Consider the following 21,462-nt stretch of genomic DNA (forward strand, 5'->3'; position numbering starts at 1 on the left):
CCTTCAACACCGAGTACAAAGCCGTGCACGAGCGGCTGATCGACGTCACCCTGCACCGGCACGACCGCGGCACCCGCTTCGAGATCGGCACCATCCGCGGCACCTCCTGCCGCGTTGCACTCAGCCTCACCGGTAAAGGCTCCCAATCCGCCGCAGTGCTCGCCGAACGTGCCATCCAAGAGTTTTCCCCGCCGCACTCGTGTTCGTCGGCGTTGCCGGTGCTCTCTGGGACACCCCGCTCGGCGACGTCGTGGTCGCCACCCACGTATACGCCTACCACGGCGGCACCAGCGAGGACGACGGTCTCAAAGCCCGCCCGCGGGTCTGGGAAACCGACCACGAAATCAGCCAGATCGCCCAGCACATCGCCCGGATCGGCGCGTGGAAACCCGACGTCCCGCCGGGGACCGCGGTGCACTTCGGCGCCATCGCGGCCGGCGAAGTCGTCCACAACTCCCGCTTGTCGACAGAAGCATGCTGGATCCGGGAGCACTACAACGACGCCATGGCGATCGAGATGGAAGCCGCCGGCGTCGCCCAGGCCGGACACCTCAACGGTTCTCCTGTCGCCGTCGTCCGCGGCATCAGCGATAAGGCGGACGGCACCAAAACGACCGCAGCGGACCGCGACTGGCAACCACAGGCCGCCGCCAACGCCGCAGCCTTCGCGATCCGCCTCGCCACCGAACTCGTCCGAGACCGAAAGCAGGCCACCATGAAGGACAACACCACCCCCGGCACCGTCTACTCCACCTCCCACGGGCAAGTCGGCATCCAGGCCGTCAACGTCACCGGCAGCACGGTCTACCAAAACAGCACACCTCCCTCGCCGAGCACAGCCGACCTCGCCGCCGAGCTCGCCTCGATCCGGGAACAGCTCTCACACGAACACGCTCGAGGCCGGCTCGACGGCGAGACCTACGACGCCGCGCGGGCCGAGCTCGACATCGCCGGCGGCGCCCTCGAGTCACCGAACCCAGAAGGCCGGAAGACCTTCGTCCTCGCACTCAAGCGCCTCGGCGGCCTCATCGCCGACCTCGCCGGACTGGCCGCCAAGATCACCGCACTCGTCAGCGTGGCCAAGGGCCTCGCATGAGCAACCCACATCAGACGACCCACGCCACCGTCGGCGCAGGTTCGCACGTCGGCATCGTCGCCACGGAAGTCCACGACTCGGCCGTCTACCAGGTCCTCCCCGGAGCCTCACCAGCCGAGAAATACAGCGTCGGCCTGCGGTATCTGCACGACGGCATCCCCAACCGCGCCCGCGAACTCATCGAAGAAGCCCGCGGCGAAGGCTTCACCAGCGGCGAAGTCCACTTCCACTGGGCTCTCGCGATGCTCTCCAAACGGTCCTACCGCGACCTCTCCACCGACGAACGCCACCAGCTGTCCGGCCTGCCCGCGATCTGCGAGACACTCCCGAACGACGCATGGACCCAAGCCCTCCGCGCCCTGTGCACCCTGCTGGACTGCCTCGCAACACACGACAGCAACCCGCAACCAGGGATTGACGCCCTCGCCGAGCTGGACCCACCGCAACGTGAACAGATCCTGCGTCACCTCGATCTCGTCCTGATCGGCGGGCTCCGCGACAGCTACTGGGCCGACATCCGCAAGAACGCGGACGTCATCCAGCTGAGCAACGACCGCACAAAGCGCGTATGGGCCTACTTCCATCCTGTCCCAGCCCGGCCCCGCGCCCGACTACCTGAGCCGTCCACCACGACTCCACGCGACCGCGCCAAAGCCACGCTCGGCACGCTCGCTTTTCTCGCTGCGACTGTCTACTTGGGACGCATCGTCGTGCTGGACGCGCACGTCCTGCCGATACTCGCCTACCTCACCGCCGCAGTCACAGCCGTCATCGCCGTCCGTGACGGATACGAATGGCGCTACCGCTCCGCTCGAGCCGCCGCCAAAGACCGCCTCTACCGCCCCCGATCCGGCCGTGGCGCCCGTCTCGACGAGGGATTCGCTCGCAGCGTGGATCACGCGTTCACCCACTACGCCGAACGGTACGCGCCACGAGACGACACCCGCCACGAATGCCTGCGGGCGACATCGGGATTCCGGGCAGCCCTGCGCAACGAAATCGTCGAGATCTATCGCGAGAGCCGCATCCCCGTCGGACGCATCAGGTGGCTGATCCGCTACGAAACCAGCAGTGTGCTACGCCGCTGGAAGGCAGGCGAGCTGTTCCAATATCGGATGCAATACCGCGTCACGCCCACGAAAAAGCTGCGCTGCGTCACCGCAGCCATCCTCCTGTTCACAGCCACCGGCTACGTCATCACGACCACAACCGCCATCAGCCCCGTCCTCAGCTCGGCCGCAACGGTGGTCGCGGCAGCAGGGGCCATCGCCGCCGGCGCCGGGTGGTCGCAAATCCTCGGCGAACGCCGCCGGCTTGTTGAGGACCGGGAGGACTACGAACACGTCCTGGCCGCACGGGAGGCCGCTTACACCCGCTGGAAGCACCGGCTCGACTCGACACGTCCCACCGAGACCGAAATGGAGCAATGGCTGAACGCCGACAAGGTCAAGTTCCTCGACAAAGCCCTGAAACACTATAGGGTCGCGTGGCGGGACATCCTCACCCACGCATTCCTGCAGACACCCGCAGCGTCCTGCAAGCGAGCTCGGGTCAACGGTGCGCCGTGGCGCTACTCCAAGTACGACATCCGGCTCTTCCTCATCACGCGAGATGGCGTGCGTGAACTCAGCACCGAGCTCGACTTCGAAAACGCCTACCTCCGCGGAGAAGCACGCAACAACTTCCGCTTCGACGCAGTCTCGTCGGTCCACGTCTCCACCACCTCGGAGCTGAGCTACAGCATGGAACTCGTGCTGATGAACGGCGAACCACAGAATATCGACATCACCGACCACGAATCCAGCGCAGCCACGTCCGGCGAAAGCCCGCTGGCGCTGGCGAGGATGTCGCTGGAAGCGGCCGGATTTACGAACACACTGCACATCCTCGAAGGCATCGCCGCCGAAGGAAAGAACTGGATCAGACGGGATCCCTACATCAACGCCACCGCTGTCGGCAGTCTCTCCGCGGAGATCTTCGCCGAAACCCCGCCGTCACCGGACGCCGCCCAGGGGCACATTAACATCACGACGGACCCGAGTGCATGACTGCCCTGGCGGACTTCGTTTCTGCATCAATCCCCGCAGCACGCCCGAGGCCGTTGACCTGCCGATCTTGCTCGGCTCTCCACTTTCGGAGGATCCGACGACCGTAGTTGTGCGTGCCAGCCACTCGATCCAGCTCGGCGCCCGTCGGCCCGGCGTGTGAGGCGAAGGTACAGTCCGCCTGCCTTGGTCCTGGCCGACCGCTACTGGTGATGAGCGGTCGTGATATCGCGGGTGAGTCGTGCTTGGATCTGTGGCGAGGACCTCCACGATGCGTGGTCCCGATCGGTGGCGTCGGTCGCGAGCAGGCCTGTGAGCGTCACGCGTCCAATGCCGTCATGACGTGTTTGATGCGGGTGTAGTCCTCGAAGCCGTACGCGGACAGATCCTTGCCGTAGCCGGACTGCTTGAAGCCGCCGTGGGGCATCTCGGCGACCAGCGGGATGTGGGTGTTGATCCACACGCAGCCGAAATCGAGCCGCTTGGACATGCGCATCGCGCGCGCGTGGTCCTTGGTCCACACCGATGAGGCCAGGGCGTAGTCGACGTCGTTGGCGTAGTCCAATGCCTGTGCCTCGTCGCGGAAGGGCTGGACGGTGATGACCGGGCCGAACACCTCGTTCTGGATCATCTCGTCGTCCTGCTCGAGGCCGGAAACGACGGTGGGGGCGTAGAAGTAGCCTTTGTCGCCGACACGGTGGCCGCCTGCTTCGATCTTGGCGTGGGCGGGCAGGCGTTCGATGAAGCCGGAGACTTGCCTGAGCTGGCCGGCATTGTTGAGCGGTCCGTACAGCACGCCCGGGTCGTCGGGCGGGCCGGTCTTCGTGGCGGTAGCGGCCCTCGCCAGCGCCGTGACGAACTCGTCGTGGACCGATTCCTGGACGAGGACGCGGGTCGCGGCCGTACAGTCCTGACCGGCGTTGAAGAAGCCGGCCATCGAGATGCCCTCGACGGCCTGGGCGAGGTCGGCGTCGGCGAAGACGACGGCCGGTGCCTTACCGCCCAGCTCCAGGTGGACACGCTTGACGTCCTTGGCCGCGGATTCGGCGACTTGCCTGCCGGCTCGTACCGAGCCGGTGATCGAGGCCATCGCCGGGGCCGGGTGCTCGACCATCAGGCGGCCGGTCTCGCGGTCACCGCAGACGACGTTGAAAACGCCCTTGGGCAGGATCGCCCCGGCGATCTCGGCCATCAGCAGGGTGGAGGCCGGGGTGGTGTCCGACGGCTTCAAGACCACGGTGTTCCCCGCGGCCAGCGCCGGGGCGAACTTCCAGACCGCCATCAGCATCGGGTAGTTCCACGGTGCGACCTGCGCGCAGACCCCGACGGGCTCACGACGGACGATGGACGTCATGCCTGCCAGGTACTCACCGGCCGAGCGGCCCTCCAGCAGGCGCGCGGCGCCGGCGAAAAAGCGGATCTGGTCCACCATCGGCGGCAGCTCCTCGCTGGCCGTCAGCCCGAGCGGCTTGCCGGTGTTCTCGGACTCGACGGCGACGAGCTCCCCGGCCCTCGCCTCGAAAGCGTCCGCGATCTTCAGCAGCAGGCGCTGCCGCTCGGCCGGGGTCGTGTCGCGCCACGCCGGGAACGCGGCCGCGGCTGCGCCCATGGCCGCCTCGACGTCGGCCGGGCCGGACAGCGGCGAGGTCGCGTAGGGCTCGCCCGTCACCGGGTTGACGATCTCGATGGTCCGCCTGTCGGCGGCGTCGAGCGACTCCCCGTCGATGTGGTTTTCGCAGGGTACGCAGAACGGTGGTCACTGGATCTCCAGTCGGCACAGAGGTGGTTTCCACAGGCGGCGATGCCGGACGTAGGCCGCCGCGGGCTACTCCAGCGGCTTCTCGTCGCGGAAGCGACGCAGCACGTTGCCGGTGATCTTCGCGATGTTGTTGTCATACCCGTTGTGGGACAACGACCCGGTCCAGGCGATGGACCCGACCGAGAAGAATCCGCCGCCGCCCTCCAGCGCGCAGTAGACGATGTCCGAGCGGACCGCCGGTTGCTCGGTTCCGCCCATGCCGGGGAGCATCTCGAAGATTTCCTCGGTCACCAGCAAGTAGTTGTCGGAGAAGGGTCCGGAGGTGGCCAGGACGAGGGTTCCGGGCGGGGAGCCGAGCGCCGGGTTCCAGCAGTCGATCTCCGAACCGGCCGCGCCGCCGCCGATGATGCCGAAGTCGCCCAGGAGCTCGTTCTCGCCGACGCCTTCGAAGATGAAGGCCGCCCGTGGATCCCGGCTGTCGGCGAGGCGCTCGTAGTGGGTGCAGCGGTCGAAGCCCTGAGCCGCCATCCCGACTCCGACCAAGCGTTGCGGGGCCTTTCCCTTGTTGCGCCAGAGGCCGCTGGCCTCGCCCGAGGTGGTGTGGCGGCGCTCGGCGAAGGGTGACTGGTGGGGACGGGTCCCGCCGTCGGCGCGGCGCAGCTCCATCAGGTGCGGTGCGTCCGGGTCGTAGGAGACGGTCGCGAAGAACCCGTTGCCGCCGAGATACATCAGCCGGCCGTCGTTGGCGGTGAACTCTTCGAGGGCGTCGAGCTCGCGGCGCGTGACGTATTCGGGGTGGCTTCCGGTGATCACGACGCGGTAGTCGCGCAGCAGGTCATAGCCTTCCCGGTCGAGGTCCTCGTCGGTGAGGGCGTCGAACTCGCACTCCGCGGTCTCCAGCCAGTGCACCAGGGACAGGTCGGCGGGCAGGCCCCAGGGTCCTTCGCTCATGAACGAGGCCCGGTACCGCGGCTGCAGGCTGATCAGCGGGCGGCGGACGCTGCCGAACACGACGCCGGAGCCGTCGTTGTGGATTTCGTACAGGGAGCGGCCGAACTCGGGGTGGTCCTGCAGGACCAGATCTTCCTTGTGGACGATGGGCGTGTGCCCGAGGAGCATCTCCATCCCGTCCGCCTCGAAGGCGATCCGGTCGTTGGCGTAAGCCAGGTAGGTGGCCGTGGGGAACAAGACGGCGACGTCCTTGCGCCGCCGGCCCGGCCCGACGAGGAAGGGCACGTGCTGCTCGATGCCCTCGGCCCGCAGCCGCACCGCGTAGACGCCGCTGGGCAGGTCCTCGGGCACCTCGAAGGTGAACGCCGCGGGCCACTGGGCGTCGGCGATGTCGTCGTCGTGGAAGTGGATGGCGTCGAACTCGTCAGGCTCGAGCCGGAAGTCCTCCACGACACCTCGGAACGCGGGGCCGGTGACGCCCCGGACGGGCGCGTTGACGCAGCTTCCGTGCAGCCCGTGTGGCCCCTCGTCGATCACGTCCCCCAGCAGCAGCCCGTCGGGGCGTCGGCTGCGGCCGAAGTGCCAGGCGGCCACCGGCTCGCGCGCGTCGCCGGTGGCGCGTTCGACGCGGAGGCCGCCGATCTTCCCGTTGAACGCGGTCGCCGCGAGCAGCCGGTCACCGTCCCGGCGAGCCAGCGCGCCGATGCGGAACGGCATCGAAGAAGCCGTCCAGACCGCCGAGGCGGGCGCGCTCGCCTGCTCGGGTACGGCGGCTGCGGCGGCCGGTGCCACCCGGTCCGCACAGTGCTCCAGCGGGCTCTGCCGCAGGGTGATCCGCCCCGCCGACCGGGGCAACTCGACGTCGATCCGGTACCACTGGTGGCCCGTCAGCTCCTGTTCAAGGGTGAGGGTCCGTTGCCGGCCGCCCTCGCTCCACACGAAGGACGGCTTGCCGTCGTCGAGCAGCAGGGCCCAGCCGGTCGTGGTCGTCGCGTCCCAGGTGCCCATGACGGCCTGGCGTTCGCCGGTGAAGCCGACCGAGCTCTGGCTGACCCGGTAGGCGCCCAGGTTCCCTGAGCGGTTGTCGCGCGGCAGGGTCGGGAAGACGGCAGCGCTGATGACCAGTGCGCCGGGGTTCGCCAGCAGGCCGTTCGGGTCGGGGACTTCGACGTAGGAGCCGGGCTGGCACGCGTAGTACTGACCCGGGTACGTCCCGTCGATGCTGGAGGGAACCTCGTCTTCCAGGAAGCCCGGGCCCGCCTGCCCGTCGTAGCCGTGCCGCAAGCGCACCAGGGCGGCATCGTAGGTCGCGGGGCCTTCACAGCTGATGTGGAACGACAGTTCCTCGCCCGGACGGGCGGAGAAGCGATCGGTGTAGCCGAACACGTTCTGGCTCGTCGTGCGGCCGCTCGAGAGTGCCATGGCCCTCGTCGTTCCTTTCTAGTTCTGCAGCAGTTCGGCGACACGCGCGGTGAAGATGGACCGCATGGCGTCTTCGTAGTCCTCAAAGGACAGTTGGGTCAAGAGCAGGTTGCCCGGCAGGCTCAGGACGATCTTCGCCACGCGCCAGGGGCCGTCGGGACCTTCGGAGAAGATGATGTGCTTGCCCGCGGTGGGCAGGCTGCGCAGCGCCCGCAGCACGCGCTGGGTCCGGTCGTCGTGCGGTCCCAGCGGAGCAGCTTCGTGCGCGGTGGCAACTTCGCCGGTGCATTCTTTGCGCAGGCGTTGTTCGCTGCGCAGGCGGAACACTTCGAGCAGCTCGGCCGAGCGATCTGCACTGGTGCGCATCAGGGTCCCTTTCTCGGGTGCGGTCAGGCGTCGGAGCTGCCGAGCGAGCGGCCGGTGAACTTGAAGTACGCCGCCACGCCGAGGCCGATGACGAGCCAGCACGAGCCGACGATCTTGGCGTTGGGGTCCGCGTTCCACAGCGCGACCAGCAGGAGCGCGGCGCCGAGGACCGGGGAGACCCAGTGGACGAAGAAGCGGCGGCTGCGGCCTCGGATGACGAAGTGGGTGAAGACGCTGACGTGCAGAAGGATGTAGGCGGTGATGGCGCCGAAGGTCACCAGGGTGGTCAGCAGTCCCGACTGCTCCACGCCGAGGATGCCGACTCCCACCGACAGGAGCGCGATGAAGATCATCGCGTTGACCGGGACCCGGTGCCGGGCGCTGACCCGCGACAGGAACTTCGGCAGCTGCCCGTCGCGGGCCATGCTGAAGACCAGGCGGGCGGAGGTGGCGTTGGAGGCGATGGTGTTGGCGAAGATCGCGATCAGGGCGGCGGTCAGCAGGAGGACCGTCTTGAACCAGCCGGCCATGGCCGTGCCCACCACGTTGTAGAAGGCGTTGTTGACCGGGTCGCCGTCGGCGAAGGTCGTCCCGCTCGGGACCAGGATGCTCGCCACGAAGACCTGCACGACGAACAGCGCGGCCACTTGGTAGAGGACGATCATGGTGGCTTTGGAGACGGTCTTGCCGCCGCCTTCGGCCTCCTCGTTCAGTGTCGAGATCGCGTCGAAGCCGATGTAGCTCAGCGCGGCGACGGGGACCGCACCGAGAACCAGGGACCAGGAGCCGCCGCCGGCCGGGACGAACGGGGAGAGCGACAGGTGAGCCCGGCCCTCGACGAGGAGAACGGCCGCCCAGACCAGGAACACGGCCAGCACGGCCAGCTGGATGTAAAGGAAGATCTTGTTCATCGTCGCGGTGACGCTGATGCCCATGATGTTGATCAGGGCGGTCGCGGCGACGAAGATCACCACCCAGATCCAGGCGGGCACCTCGGGGACCACTCCGGTCATCGCGCTGGCCGCGAAGACGCACAGCAGCGCCGGCAGCAGCAGGTAGTCGAGCAGGATGGCCCACCCCGAGACGAACCCGAGGAAGCGGTTGCTCCCCATCCGCACGTAGCTGTAGACCGAGCCGGCGACCGGGAACCGGACCGCCATCTCCTTGTAGCTGATGGCACTGAACAGCATCGCGATCGCGGCCACCAGGTAGACCGCGGCGACGGCGCCGGCGGACATGTTGTAGACGATGCCGAACACCGCGACGGGGGCGAGCGGCACCATGTAGATCAGGCCGTAGATGACGACGTCGGCCAGGCTGAGCGTGCGGGCGAGCTCCTGCTCGTAACCGAGGTCGTGCAGCCGGTCGCGGTCGTCCTCCGCGCCGCCGGCTCTTTCCGGCGCGGTTTGCGGAGATTCTGGAGCGTTCATGGCCGGGCCTCCTGAGGGATGAACGAGCCCGGACGGCGGGGTGGGAGCCACCTTCAACGTGGGCTGGTCTTCACCTCGAATATGACGCTCGGCAACCTTTCGGCTCAATACGCATTACTACCGACAAGGGCCGTCAGCGGTCCAGGCGCAGGATCCCGTCGCGCAGCGCCGACGCCACAGCGCCGGCTCGCGAAGGCTGTCCCATCTTGTGCAGGATCCGCTCCACATGCGTGGTCACCGTACGCAGGGAGACGTCACGCTGCGCAGCCAGCTGCTGGTTCGAGAACCCCGCCGCCATCCCGTTCAGGATGTCGTACTCGCGCGGCGAGAGGGAGTGCGGCAGGCCGGCCGTAGGAAGCTCCTGCACCAGTACCGCCGGTTCCGGCCGCCCCAGTGGATCGGCCACCTTCAGGACCTGAAGCGCGAGCCAGCCTTCGCTCGACGCCTGCAGCCCGGTGGCGGTGACCTGCGTCGAGGCCGTGAAGCGACGCAGGAAGGCGGCGAAGCCGGGCTGCGTGGGCGCTAGCGCCGGGGCGCACGACTCGACGGCCCAGGCACGGCCGTTGTGGTCGATCAGGGTGGCGTTCGCGCCCGGAGGGATGGCGCAACCGGAGGGTTGCCGCCGGGCCACGTCGCACATCCGGGCCAGCGCGGGTGCCAGGGCCTCGAGGAGTTCGGCCGCGTCGGCGCGGAACGAGCCGCGCGCCGCCGCGGAGAAGTGCAGCATGCCCGTGTACGCGCCGCTGCCGGAGAAGAGGCAAGCGGTCATGCCATCCTCGAAGCCGCCCGGTCTGAGCACCTCTTGGTACATCGGGGACCGCCGGTAGTCGCCCGGCATGTCGTCGATCCGCATCGGCAGGTGCAGCTCCCGGACCGGCCGGTTTTCGGCGCTCGCCGCATACCGGTCACCCAGCGCAACGACCGTTTCGTCACCGTAGGTGACCGCGGCCAGCGCTCGGTGTGCTTGAGCCACCGGGTCCCAGACCATGAAGGCACCGGCGTCGTGATGGGTCACCGGCTCGAGCAGCCTCAGCACCGTCATCGCGGCCGCGCGTCGGTCATGGGCTCCAGCAGCGTAGGCCGCCTCGACCAGGACCCGGGTGTGGGATGGCTCCATCAGCAAATCCTTCTCGAAGGCGGCCTACCCCAGCGCGCCATAGTAACTTCTTCTCGGGCTCCGGGGACGAGAATTGGCGCGGATACACGCAATGGTGACCATCCAGGAAGTCCAGGCAGCCTGCCGTCGCCGCCTCCGACACGGCAAACAAGGACAAACCAACACGCCTCCGACGGAGAGGCGCACCGTCGACGGGATCGGCCCGCTGGTGTGCACGCTGATCAACGTGCTCGCCAGTGCGGTGCTGATCGCCGCACTTCCTCGTCGGCGGCGAAGCAGGCACGGGCGGATCCACCGCCCGGCGACACCGGGGAGGAAACCGCGTTGCGTCTCTTCGATCGCCACCAGCGCACCGCCGCCGGGGCGCGGTTCCAGGAGCACAGGGAACGAATCGCCGCCGTGTGAGGGCCGTCGATCACGGTGCTGGTCGGCTACGTCGCACCGGCCACCGCAGGCCTGACGATCGATCACTCCGGAGAGACTGGCGCGATGCCCCGTCAGGTCAAGCTCACCACTACGCCGGTGTGCCCGGGAGGGACCTGGCCGTGATGGGGGATGACCTTCCCGGCCACATAGGTCTCGATGACGAGGAACGGCATGTCCGGGGTTTTGAGAAACCCGCATCCCTGGGTACAGGGCGGTTCGGGCGGGTTCGTGTAACCAGCAGCCACCGCGGCGTCGATCTGTGCCTGTGCGACGTCGACTTCGGACCCGGGTCGAAGGGTAATAACTCCCAACGTGAGTGGTCCGTTAGGACCGAAGCCGCCGGAAAACTCGTCACCCAGCACCTCGCCCTTTCGTGCGCCGATGGCGTCCGCCAAGGCTGAGAGCCGGGCGCGGCGGCCCCGGTTGCGCAGGAAACCCATGAATCTGACGATAGTCCCGGAAAGTGCGGCCAGGTAGCGGATTGGACGGCGACCGGTTTTCGCTTAACGTAGTTCCATCGTCATTCTACTGGGGGAGCCGGAATGCGGTGCTGGGGGATTCTTTGCGTCCTTGTCCTGGTTCTGACCGGCGGCCTCACCGTGCTGCCACCTACTGTGGCGCACGCCGACGAATCCTGTCCTGACCTGCTGGTCCTCGGTTCCCGAGGGTCCGGCGAGAGCGCCACCGCCGGTTTGGGCGCCGGTCCGGCTGTCGAACGCTTCTACTTGGACTTCGCTGCGGCTGTCGAAGGCAAGTCGGTGGTTCTCTGGGCCAACGGCAAGGCGGAGACGCCCGAGGAGACCGCCGAGCAATACCCGGCCGTCGCGGTGTTCGGCGGCTGGGAGAAGATCGTCAACGGGCTGGGTGCGGGGCTGGCGATCGGCAGCGGCCCGTTCGGCGGGTACCTGCGGTCGGTGGCCAAGGGCGAAGCCAATCTCCGAGCCAAGATCAAGTCGGTGACCGACAACTGCGCCGGCACCCAGCTCGTCCTGTCCGGTTACAGCCAGGGCGCCCAGGTGACCGGGAACGTCTACCGGTCGCTGCCCGCGGACCAGCGGGACCGGGTGCTCGGGGTCGCACTGTTCGGCGATCCCCTGCTCAACGGCAAAGCGCGCACCAGCCTCGGCACCCTCGAGCGGAACCGCAACGGCCTGCTGACCGACTGGCGCAGCGGTGCGCCACCGGAGTTCCCGGCCCCGCGGGACAAGGTCCGGTCGTACTGCCACGCCTTGGACCCGATCTGCCAGGGCATCGTGCGGTGGACGAGCCTCACTCAGCCGATCACGACGTTCTCCTTCTCCCAGCACACGAACTACCAAACGGTGGGGGACGGGCCGGGGCAGGACACCTACCCCCTCGACGCGGCCAAGTTCTTCGCCGCGCGGGTCCGGCCGGCGCCGCCCTCGGCCGGACCCGAGGCGACCATCACCCCGATCGACGGTGCGGTCCCGGGCAAGCCGTTCCTCTTGTCCGCCGGCGAGTCGTCCGATCCGGCCGGACGGCCGCTGACCTACGCGTGGGACCTCGACGGTTCCGGCCGGTACGCGACCACCACCGACGGCGACGTCCTGGAGACGTCGTTCGCGGCCACCGGGGACTACCCGATCGGGCTCAAGGTCACCAACGACGCCGGGCAGTCCGCGGTGGCCACCACCTCGGTGCACGTCGCCCCACCCGGGCTCTACACCGAAGTTCCCGATCCGCCGACGGCGATCACCTGGACGCCCGCCGCGGACCACGAGTCGGGGACGCTGAGCTGGCAACCGCCCGCGTCCGGTCCGCCGGCCGAAGGGTACGAGGTCGTCACCGCGGAGGGCCGGCTGGTCGCGGTGATCAACCACGGTGGCCCCGCGGCCGTGCTGCCCAAGGACTCCGACCTGCCCCTCACCGTCAGCGTCAGGTCGTTCAACCGCCGGGGTGCGGGCCCCGCGTCGGCCCAGGTGCGGCTCGCGCTGCCGACTGAGGTGATGGTGGTCGGGGACTCGATCAGCCAGGGCAGTGCGGGCGACTTCACCTGGCGCTACCGGTTCGACAAGCACGAAACCGCGGCCGGCGCCCAGCTTTCGCTCGTCGGCCCGCGCGACGACCTCTTCGACAACGTGGCCGGCACCTGGAACGACAACCACACCTACGCCGACCCCGCGTTCGCACAACACCACGACGCCATCTGGGGCGAGTCGATGGGCGGGGCCGCCGCCCGCATCCAAGACGACGTCGCCGCCCACCACCCGGACTACCTGCTGGTGCTGCTCGGCATCAACGACCTCGGTTTCGGCATGAGCGACCCCGCGGGCACCGAAGAGAGCTTGCGCAAGTTCGTCGCCAACGCCCGCCAAGCCGATCCCGGCGTGCAGTTCGTCTTCGGCACCCTGCTGCCCAACCAGCGCACGCAAAGCGAAGCCGGGTACGCCGCGTCGGTAGCCGACTTCAACGCCCGGCTCCGGCGCACAACCGAGGAACTGTCCACTGAGGACTCCCAGCTGTACGTCGCGGAAACCGGCAAGGACATCGTCCCCGCCGACGACCTCTGGGACGGCACGCACCCGAACGCCCGAGGCGAAGTCAAGATCGCCGCGGCGTTCGCCGACTCCCTCGCGGGCAACTTCTCCGTCGGGGCACCGTATCCGCGCCCGTATCCGGCCGTCCCGCTCGGACCGCAGGTCGCGCCGCAGTTGACCGCCGCACCGGGCAACAACCAGGCCGACCTGTCGTGGACGCTCTCGCCGGGCGCCACCGGCTACTACGTGCACACCAAGGACGTCACCGCCGGGGGAACCACCTTCACCCGGCTGCCGTACCCGGTGCCGGGCCCGGCGTGGACGGCCGGCCTGCTCACCAACGGCCACACCTACGAGTTCCAGCTGAAGGCCACCAAGGGAACGGCCGAAGGCGTGTTCTCGACCATCGCCACCGTCACCCCGACCGGACCCGCGCCCGGCGCGGTGACCGACCTGTCCGCCAGTCCGGGCGACGGATTCGCCACCCTGTCCTGGACACCGGTGGCCAACGCGACCGGCTACTACGTCTCCCGCAAGAACGTCACCGCCGGCGAAACCACCTTCACCCAGCTGCCGTGGCCGGTCTCGGGCCCGACGTGGGTGGCCGAGCTGCTGAACCCGGGCGAAACGTACCAGTTCCAGCTGCAGGCGACGAACGGAGACATCCGCGGCGCACTGTCCAATGTGGCCGCCGTCGCGGTCACCGGCGTCACCCCGAACGCCGTCACCAACCTGTCGGCGAGCCCGGGCAACGGGACCGCGACCCTGTCCTGGACGCTCTCGCCGGGTGCCACCGGCTACTACGTCTACCGCAAGAACGTCACCGCCGGCGAAACCACCTTCACCCAGCTGCCCTGGCCGGTGTCCGGTCCGACGTGGCTGGCCGAAGGCCTGACACCGGGCGGCACGTACCAGTTCCAGGTGCAGGCGGCCGACGGCCGGCTCCGGAGCGGACTGTCCAATGTGGCCACGGTCGCGGTGACCGGGCCGGTCCCGGCGGCGGTGACCGATCTGACCGCCGAGCCGTCCGGCGACGGCGAAGCGACCCTGGCCTGGACACCGTCGGCGAACGCGACCGGTTACTACATCCACGTCCGCAACGTCAGCGCCGGAGAAACCGCGTTCACCCAGCTGCCCTGGCCCGTCGGCGGGCCGACCTGGGTCAGCGCCGGTCTCGTGCCCGGTGCGCACTACCAATACCGCGTCCAGCCGGTCAACGGCTACCTCAACGGCAGCCTCTCCAACACCGCCGACGTCACCCTGACCGGCACCCGGCCCCCGGGCGTCACCGACCTGCGGGCGACCGCGGGCACCAACCAGGCGACGCTGTCCTGGACCCCAGCCTCGGGCGCTTCGGGCTACTACGTCTACCAGCGCAACGTCAGCGCCGGTGAAGGCGACTTCACGCAGCTGCGGTACCCCGTGACGGGGTCGAGCTGGGTGGCGGCCGGGCTGACACCGGGTGGCCGGTACGAGTTCAAGCTGCAGTCGGTCAACGGGCTCGTCCGCGGCGGCTTCTCCAACGTCGCCGGCGTCACGGCCGGCGGCGTCACCCCGTCAGCTCCCACCGATCTGCGGGCGACGCCGGGCATCAACCAGGCCACGTTGTCGTGGACCCCGGTCGCCAGTGCGTCCGGTTACTACGTCTATCAGCGCAACGTCAGCACCGGCGAGAGCGGATTCACGCAATTGCAGTACCCGGTGACCGGATCGAGCTGGGTGGCGGCCGGGCTGACACCGGGTGGCCGCTACGAATTCAAGCTGCAGCCCGTCAACGGATACCTCCGCGGCGGGTTCTCCAACACCGCCGGCGTCACCGCGGGCGGGATCACCCCCGCCGGACCCGCCAACCTCCGCGCCACCGCCGGAGACCGCGCGGTGACACTCACCTGGACACCGGCGGCCAACGCCAGCGGCTACTCCGTCTACGTCCGCAACGCCACGGCCGGCGAACCGAACCTCGTCAAACTGGCGTACCCCGTGTCCGGCTCGAGCTGGACCGCTCGCGGCCTGATCGCCGGCGCGGTCTACCAGTTCCAGCTGCGTTCTCTCAACGGCTACCTCGAGGGCGGGTTCTCCGACGTCGTGACCGTCACCGCGAGCGGGGCCGTACCCGCCGGTCCCGGCAACCTCCGGGCGGTCGCGTCCGGACAGGCCAACGGCCAGGTCGCCCTGTCCTGGTCACCCGCCGCCAACGCGACCGGCTACTACGTCCTCCAGCGGAACGTCACCGCCGGGGAGGCGTTCAAGCAGCTGCCCTACCCGGTTTCCGGTTCCTCCTGGATGGCCAACGGTCTCGTTCCCGGCGCCAGTTACGAATTCCAGCTGCGGTCCCTCAACGGCTACCTCGGCGGCGGATATTCGAACGTCGCCTCGTCGATCGCCGGCGGCTTCATCCCCGACGGCCCCAGCAACCTGCGGGCCGTCCGCGACGTCTTCTCGGTGACTCTGCTGTGGACACCCGCGGCCAACACCACCGGCTACTTCATCTACATGCGCGACGTCTCCGCGGGCGAGGCCGGGTTCCGGCAGCTGCCTTATCCCGTCACCGGAGTGTCCTGGACCGTCGACGGGCTGACCCCGGGACACAACTACCAGTTCTACCTGCAATCCCTCAACTACCTGCTCTACGGCAACTTCTCCAGCACGATCAGCGTGCAGCTGTGGACGCTGGCCACGGACGTCTCGCACTTTTGTGGCATAGCGGACGCGCCCTACACCAAAACCACGGTGACCGGCACGGGTTATCCACCCAACCGCCGGATCAAGGTTTACATCACCACCACCGGCACGCGATATTTCGAGCTTTACGTCAATGGAGCCGGCGACTGGAGCGTCTTCTCCCAGAACGCGAGCAATTTCAATTCGCCCGTACAGGTCGTCATCAAGGATGGGACCACCAACCGCACACTCCGGGACATATCCAGGTCCTGCTCCGGCGACCCCGGAGAGGCAAAGAACCCGGCCAAGAAGCTTCTTCTGAACGGCCGGTGAACGGCGACACCGAAATGTCACACTGAAGACCACCGTGGAGGCTCGCCCGTACGCTCATTGCCCGCCGTCGTCGCCTGGGCGGCCCACCACCTGGCCGGGATAGTCCCGGAAGTAGCTGAGAAAGTACTCGACGTCCGGCTCGAACCGGATTCCGTGCCGGTCCGCCAGCAGCGTCCGGCCCTCGGCCGAGATGGCGACGTCACCGCCCTGGTACGCGCCGGGATCGCCGCCGAGCAAACGCGTCAGCTCGTCCTCACCGAGCCCGGCGAGGTCCTGTTCGAACACCTGGCTTTCGTCTCGGCCGTAACCGGTGACCGCCCACATCTACTTCTCCACTCGCCTGGCCGGGTCGCCGTCCTTCGGCGGCTCCCCGGTGTCGGGGTCGAACTCGCCGAGGTGGTTCCTGCCGTTCTTCGAGTACTTCTCGACCGCACCGTGCTGGGAGTCCCGTTCAAGGATGCACCCGTCGTCGTTGATCCAGCGCTTCCGGGTCCTGCGCCCGCTGCTCATGGCGGCGGAGACCTGATGGGGCGGCCCCGGCCGGCAAGCCGCCCGCGATCGCGCCGAGGATGCTCCACTGGCCGTGGGGATCCACCCGGTTGAGCGGATTGTCGTAGGCGTACGGCGTCCCCGAGATGTCCGAGAGCGGGTCGACCGTGAGGAACACCGCGATGGCCGGGTCGTAGTAGCGCGACCGCAGGTGCACGAACCAGATGGTGCCCTCGGTGCCGATCTGCTCGATCGGCAGGCTGCCGTCGTAGACGTAGGCGTTGGCGCTGTCGGAGAGCACGTTCGCCGGCGAGCTGATGTCCCACACGAAGGCCGACGTGACCCCGCCGGCGGCGCACATTGAGATACTTCCGTCGCTCGGGCACGCTGGGCGCAATGGCGTGCTTTAATTTCTTCCGCGAGCCGCGTAGGTGGCCGGAGTGGAACCGGTGCGGTCGCGGAAGAACCGGCCGAAGTTCGCGGGGTCGGTGAAGCCGAGGTGGGCGGCCACGGCCCGGGCGTCCCACCGGGCGTCTCCCAGCAAGCGCCGGGCTTCGAGCAGCCGCCGCTCGTTGATGAGCTCCCGCACGCCGTTGCCGGTGGCGTCCTGGGCGGCGCGGCTGAGGGTGCGGACCGAGCAGCCGAGCAGCTCGGCGTAGTCCGCGGCCCGGTGCAGTTCGCGGAAATGCAGCTCCAAGGTGTCCAGGAACCGTCCAAAGAGGTCACCACGGCTCGTGCCGGCCGTCGCGTCGGCAGGGTCGATCCCGGCGGCGTTGGCCAGGCGCAGCAGCAGCGATTCGAGCAGGCTGCGCCGCAGGGCGTGGTGGATGTCGAGGGGGCGGCGCCCCAGCGCGCGGTGTTCATCCAGGAGCTGGAAGGCCGTCTGCTGAAGCCAGACGGCGTCATCGGGGTGCGGGCTGAGCACGGCAGGGGCCTCGTGCGCGATGAGCGGGGCCAGGAGACCGGCGGTGCCGGGCGTCAGCACGTCCGGTTCGAACAGGATGAACGGGCCGCGGGCCGTGCCGGGCGGATGGAAGCACAGCGCGTGCCCAGGACGCACCCACAGCCACTGACCGGGCGCGATGATTCGCGTGACGTGGTCGACGTCGTGCCGCAACTCACCCTCGGTGACCAGGATCAGGTAGTAGAAGGTGACGCGGACCGGACGGGGTGGATTCCACGGCCAGCCGTCGTGCTGGACGAAAAAATCCTCGATGGTATTCACCTCAAGGCCGTACGGAGTACCGACCCGGGGCTCGAAACCGTACAACGGAACCGCGACCGGTTCGCTCGGCCTGGGGTGTCGCTTGTCGACCATCACGTGTCCGCAGTCTACCGCCCTCTTGGTCGGCTTCGCGGGAAGGATGGGGGACGTGCCGCCGCAACCGCTGTCACATTCCGTCACCACCAGAGGAGGCTCACCCATGAACGGATCGACCCTGCAGAAGACCGCCGCCGGCCGCGCGGAGGAACTTCCCGGAGCTCGGCTGGAGCACCCCTTCGGCCCCGATTGGGAGGTCTTCAAGGTCCGCGGCAAGGTGTTCATGCTGATGACCGAGGTCCCGGGGCGCCCCATCGTGATCCTCAAGGCGGACCCCGGCGAGGCCCTCGCCCTGCGGGAGCACAACAGCCACATCACCCCCGGCTACCACATGAACAAGAAGCACTGGATCACGCTGGAGGCGGGGGAAGGCATCGATGAGAAACTGGTCGAAGAACTCGTCACCGACTCCTACTTGCTCGTCGTCTCTCACCTGTCGAAGGCCGAGCAGCCCGTCGACCCGCACACCTACGGCAGTGGCACGCGGGCGGCCAGGTGAGCGCGACCGGCGACCGGCTCCAAGACGCCGCGCGCGCAACGGCCCTCGCGCTGCCCGGGACGGACCACGGTTACCCGTTCACCGAGCACCTGGACGTGTACAAGGTGGCCGGCAAGGTGTTCCTGATCGTCACCGACGACCCGGACGACCAGATCATCACGGTCAAGTGCGAACCCGAACACGCCCGCGCGCAAGAACGCGGCTACGCCTCCATCACACCAGGCCGCTATCTCGACAAACGGCACTGGATCTCGCTGGGGCCAGGCCCCGGCATCACCAAACGACTGGTCACCGAGGCCGTCACGAATTCCTACGAACTGGTCGTCGAGCGGCTGCCGCGACGCGACCGCCCCGGTGCCCGATGACCGCCGCGAGCTTCGCCGCCGGCGGCTGAGCCCTCGCTCGTCAGCGCCCCGTGCAACGCTTGTCACACCCGCACACGTCCCGCCGATCCGAGAGTCCGATGGAACCGACTGAACCGACCCTGCCGCTCTTCGACGAGGAGCCCGCCCGGCCCCTCGCCGACCGCCTGCGCCCCACGCAGCTGACCGACGTCGTCGGGCAGGACCACCTCCTGGCCCCGGACGCCCCGCTGGGCCGCATGGTCGCCCAGCAGCGCCTCGGCTCCGCCATCCTGTGGGGGCCGCCCGGCGTCGGGAAAACGACCATCGCCCGGCTCCTCGCGGCCGGCAGCAACCTGACCTTCGAATCGGTATCGGCCACCTTCTCCGGCGTGGCCGATCTGCGGAAGGTCTTCGCCACCGCACGAACCCGACGCGGTGTCGGCCAGGGCACCCTGCTGTTCGTCGACGAGATCCACCGCTTCAACCGCGCCCAGCAGGACAGCTTCCTCCCCTACGTCGAAGACGGCACGATCACCTTGATCGGCGCCACCACGGAAAACCCGAGCTTCGAACTCAACGGCGCCCTCCTCTCCCGCACCCAGGTCCTCGTCCTCAAACGCCTCGACGAAGCCGCACTGTCCACCTTGCTCGACCGCGCCGAGCAGCTCACCGGCCACCGGCTGCCCCTGGACGACGACGCCCGCCGCGCCCTGATCGCCATGGCCGACGGCGACGGCCGCTACCTCCTCAACATGGCCGAACAGCTCCAAGCCCTCCCGGACATCGAGACACCCCTGGACACCACCGCGCTCGCCCACCACATCCAGCAGCGCGCCCCGCTCTACGACAAAGCACAGGAGAGCCACTACAACCTGATCTCCGCGCTGCACAAGTCAATGCGCGGCTCCGACCCGGACGCGGCCCTGTACTGGCTCGCCCGCATGCTCGACGGCGGCGAGGACCCCCTGTACGTAGCCCGCCGCCTGGTCCGCTTCGCCAACGAGGACATCGGCATGGCCGACCCGCAGGCGGTCCAGCAGACGCTCGCCGCCTGGGACGTCTACGAACGACTCGGCTCCCCCGAAGGCGAGCTGGCGATCGCCCAGGCCGTCGTCTACCTCGCCACCGCCCCGAAATCCATCGCCGTCTACCGCGGGTTCAACGCAGCCCACCGCGCCGCCCGGCGCACCGGCTCGCTCATGCCGCCCGCCCACATCCTCAACGCCCCGACCCGGCTGATGAAAGACCTCGGCTACGGCAAGGACTACCAGTACGACCCCGATACCGCCGACGGCTTCTCCGGTGCCGACTACTTCCCCGCCGGCATGGACCGCGAGACGTACTACCAGCCCACCCGGAACGGCTACGAGATCGAGATCGCCGAGCGCCTGCGCGAGTGGGCCGCCTCGCGTGCTCACCGGCAACGCGGATGATTGGGCCGGATGCCGTCGAGGTCCTTCTCCCCCGGTGGCGGGACGGCAGTTCGCTACCAGGTCACCGGAAGCCGGTACAGGCCATAGATGTTCGCGTCGTCCTTGAACGGCAGCTCCTCGACGTCCACCGCCAGCTCCAGCGTGGGGATGCGGCGGAACAGCGTGTCGAACACGATCTGCAGCTCCATCCGAGCCAGGTTCTGGCCCAGGCACTGGTGCGGCCCGAACCCGAACGCCACGTGGTGGCGCGCGCCGCGCTCGATGTCGAGCTCGTCCGGGTGCTCGAACGCCCGCGGGTCCCGGTTGGCCGAATGACCGAGCACCAGCACTCCTTCGCCGGCGCGGATCAGTTGCCCGCCGACCTCGGTGTCCTCGACGCACAGCCGGGACGCCGCCGCGTCGATGATCGTGAAGTACCGCAACATCTCCTCGACCGCGTCGAGCGTCTTGCCCGGGTCGGCCTTGATCATCGCGAGCTGCTCCGGGTTGCGCAGGAACGCCACGGTCGACAGCGAGATCATGTTCGCCGTCGTCTCGTGGCCGGCCACGAGCAGCAGGAAACCCATGCCGGCCAGCGCTGTCCGCCGGTAGGTGCCTTCTTCGCGCAGCTTGACGATCTGCCGCCCGAGCAGGTCGTCCGGCGGGTTCTCTTCCTTCTTCGCGATGAGGTCGGTCAGGTAGCCCTGGATGGCCCCCATGGCCGCTCCCCGCTCCTCGGGCGGCGTCGACTGCTTGAACATCTTCGCCGTGTGCTCCTGGAAGAAGCCGTGGTCGGCGTAGGACACACCCAGCATCTCGCAGATCACCAGGGACGGGACCGGCAGCGACAGCGACTCCACCAGGTCACCGGGCTGCGGTCCGGCCAGCAGCGCGTCGATCCGCTCGTCGACGATCTCCTGGATCCGCGGCCGCAGCGCCTCCATCCGGCGCACCGTGAACTCGCCGAGCACGGCCTTGCGCGCCGGCCCGTGCTCGGGTGCGTCCATCTCGATCAGGGTGCGCTCTTCGTCCGGCCGCCGGGCCGCCGCCGCGCCCTTGACCAGCTGCGGGAAGTCCGGATGCTGCCGGTCGGCGCTGAACCGCCGGTCGTTCAGCACGGTTCGCACGTCTTCGTGGCGGCTGACCACCCACGCCCACCCGCCGTCGGGCAGGCGAACCCGCGAGATCGGTTCGTGCTCGCGGATCTCTTCATACGCCGGCGGCGGCGCGAACGGGCACGTGCGGGCCAGGGGGAACTCGTGCTTCTCGGCGGTGGTCATGACTTTTCCTTCC

17 protein-coding genes are annotated in these 21,462 nt (G+C 68.6%); 6 read left to right on the forward strand and 11 right to left on the reverse strand.

Annotated elements, in window-relative coordinates; translation table 11 throughout:
• Window positions 1-199 precede the first annotated feature (199 nt).
• Both AB0M30_RS25890 and AB0M30_RS25895 read left to right on the forward strand, forming a co-directional pair.
• Window positions 200-1,096, forward strand: coding sequence for a purine phosphorylase (locus AB0M30_RS25890; RefSeq protein WP_364588269.1), 897 nt, complete (start codon window positions 200-202; stop codon window positions 1,094-1,096).
• Window positions 1,093-3,144, forward strand: a complete 2,052-nt coding sequence (locus AB0M30_RS25895; RefSeq protein WP_364588272.1) for a hypothetical protein — start codon at window positions 1,093-1,095, stop codon at window positions 3,142-3,144. The genes AB0M30_RS25890 and AB0M30_RS25895 overlap by 4 nt, the downstream gene beginning before the upstream one ends.
• A 316-nt stretch (window positions 3,145-3,460) precedes the next feature.
• Here the strand turns inward: AB0M30_RS25895 and AB0M30_RS25900 are convergent, their stop codons facing one another.
• From AB0M30_RS25900 to AB0M30_RS25925, 6 genes are all read right to left on the reverse strand, one after another.
• Window positions 3,461-4,867, reverse strand: coding sequence for a gamma-aminobutyraldehyde dehydrogenase (locus AB0M30_RS25900; RefSeq protein ID WP_364588516.1), 1,407 nt, complete (start codon window positions 4,865-4,867; stop codon window positions 3,461-3,463).
• 99 nt (window positions 4,868-4,966) lie between these two features.
• Window positions 4,967-7,273, reverse strand: a complete 2,307-nt coding sequence (locus tag AB0M30_RS25905; protein WP_364588275.1) for a N,N-dimethylformamidase beta subunit family domain-containing protein — start codon at window positions 7,271-7,273, stop codon at window positions 4,967-4,969.
• Window positions 7,274-7,291: 18 nt separating this feature from the next.
• Window positions 7,292-7,639, reverse strand: coding sequence for a hypothetical protein (locus AB0M30_RS25910; protein ID WP_364588278.1), 348 nt, complete (start codon window positions 7,637-7,639; stop codon window positions 7,292-7,294).
• A 23-nt stretch (window positions 7,640-7,662) separates the two neighbouring features.
• Window positions 7,663-9,069, reverse strand: coding sequence for an APC family permease (locus AB0M30_RS25915; RefSeq protein WP_364588281.1), 1,407 nt, complete (start codon window positions 9,067-9,069; stop codon window positions 7,663-7,665).
• A gap of 133 nt (window positions 9,070-9,202) precedes the next feature.
• Complete coding sequence (locus AB0M30_RS25920) at window positions 9,203-10,186, reverse strand: LuxR C-terminal-related transcriptional regulator (protein WP_364588284.1); 984 nt, start codon at window positions 10,184-10,186, stop codon at window positions 9,203-9,205.
• Between the two features lie 497 nt (window positions 10,187-10,683).
• Window positions 10,684-11,052, reverse strand: coding sequence for a hypothetical protein (locus AB0M30_RS25925; RefSeq protein ID WP_364588287.1), 369 nt, complete (start codon window positions 11,050-11,052; stop codon window positions 10,684-10,686).
• 318 nt (window positions 11,053-11,370) lie between these two features.
• Between AB0M30_RS25925 and AB0M30_RS25930 the strand changes: the two genes are divergently transcribed.
• Window positions 11,371-16,104 (forward strand): fibronectin type III domain-containing protein, encoded by a 4,734-nt coding sequence (locus tag AB0M30_RS25930; RefSeq protein ID WP_364588289.1) that lies wholly within the window; start codon window positions 11,371-11,373, stop codon window positions 16,102-16,104.
• Window positions 16,105-16,158: 54 nt separating this feature from the next.
• Here the strand turns inward: AB0M30_RS25930 and AB0M30_RS25935 are convergent, their stop codons facing one another.
• Genes AB0M30_RS25935 through AB0M30_RS25950 form a run of 4 tightly spaced genes read right to left on the reverse strand, consistent with a single transcriptional unit; the run spans window position 16,159 to window position 17,818 of the window.
• Window positions 16,159-16,428: a hypothetical protein gene (locus AB0M30_RS25935; RefSeq protein WP_364588292.1), complete on the reverse strand. Its 270-nt coding sequence runs from the start codon at window positions 16,426-16,428 to the stop codon at window positions 16,159-16,161.
• Window positions 16,429-16,614: a colicin E3/pyocin S6 family cytotoxin gene (locus tag AB0M30_RS25940; RefSeq protein ID WP_364588295.1), complete on the reverse strand. Its 186-nt coding sequence runs from the start codon at window positions 16,612-16,614 to the stop codon at window positions 16,429-16,431. It lies immediately after the preceding gene.
• Entirely contained in the window at window positions 16,556-16,954 is a 399-nt protein-coding gene (locus AB0M30_RS25945) for an RHS repeat-associated core domain-containing protein (protein ID WP_364588298.1), read from the reverse strand. The genes AB0M30_RS25940 and AB0M30_RS25945 overlap by 59 nt, the downstream gene beginning before the upstream one ends.
• Before the next feature lie 45 nt (window positions 16,955-16,999).
• Window positions 17,000-17,818 carry an AraC family transcriptional regulator gene (locus tag AB0M30_RS25950; protein ID WP_364588301.1) on the reverse strand — a complete coding sequence of 273 codons (819 nt, stop codon included), beginning with the start codon at window positions 17,816-17,818 and terminating at the stop codon, window positions 17,000-17,002.
• A gap of 199 nt (window positions 17,819-18,017) precedes the next feature.
• On the opposite strand from AB0M30_RS25950, the gene AB0M30_RS25955 reads away from it, so the two are divergent.
• The 3 genes from AB0M30_RS25955 (at window position 18,018) to AB0M30_RS25965 (ending at window position 20,190) form a co-directional block, all read left to right on the forward strand.
• A complete protein-coding gene (locus AB0M30_RS25955; protein WP_364588304.1) occupies window positions 18,018-18,413 on the forward strand; it encodes an MmcQ/YjbR family DNA-binding protein in 396 nt (131 codons plus the stop codon).
• Window positions 18,410-18,778, forward strand: a complete 369-nt coding sequence (locus AB0M30_RS25960) for an MmcQ/YjbR family DNA-binding protein (RefSeq protein ID WP_364588307.1) — start codon at window positions 18,410-18,412, stop codon at window positions 18,776-18,778. Before AB0M30_RS25955 ends, AB0M30_RS25960 begins: the two co-directional genes overlap by 4 nt.
• A 98-nt stretch (window positions 18,779-18,876) precedes the next feature.
• Entirely contained in the window at window positions 18,877-20,190 is a 1,314-nt protein-coding gene (locus tag AB0M30_RS25965) for a replication-associated recombination protein A (RefSeq protein ID WP_364588310.1), read from the forward strand.
• Window positions 20,191-20,243: 53 nt separating this feature from the next.
• Here AB0M30_RS25965 and AB0M30_RS25970 read toward each other — a convergent pair whose 3' ends face one another.
• Window positions 20,244-21,449, reverse strand: a complete 1,206-nt coding sequence (locus AB0M30_RS25970; protein ID WP_364588313.1) for a cytochrome P450 — start codon at window positions 21,447-21,449, stop codon at window positions 20,244-20,246.
• Between the last annotated feature and the right edge of the window lie 13 nt (window positions 21,450-21,462).

It is taken from the genome of Amycolatopsis sp. NPDC051716, assembly GCF_040681595.1.
Lineage (GTDB): Bacteria > Actinomycetota > Actinomycetes > Mycobacteriales > Pseudonocardiaceae > Amycolatopsis.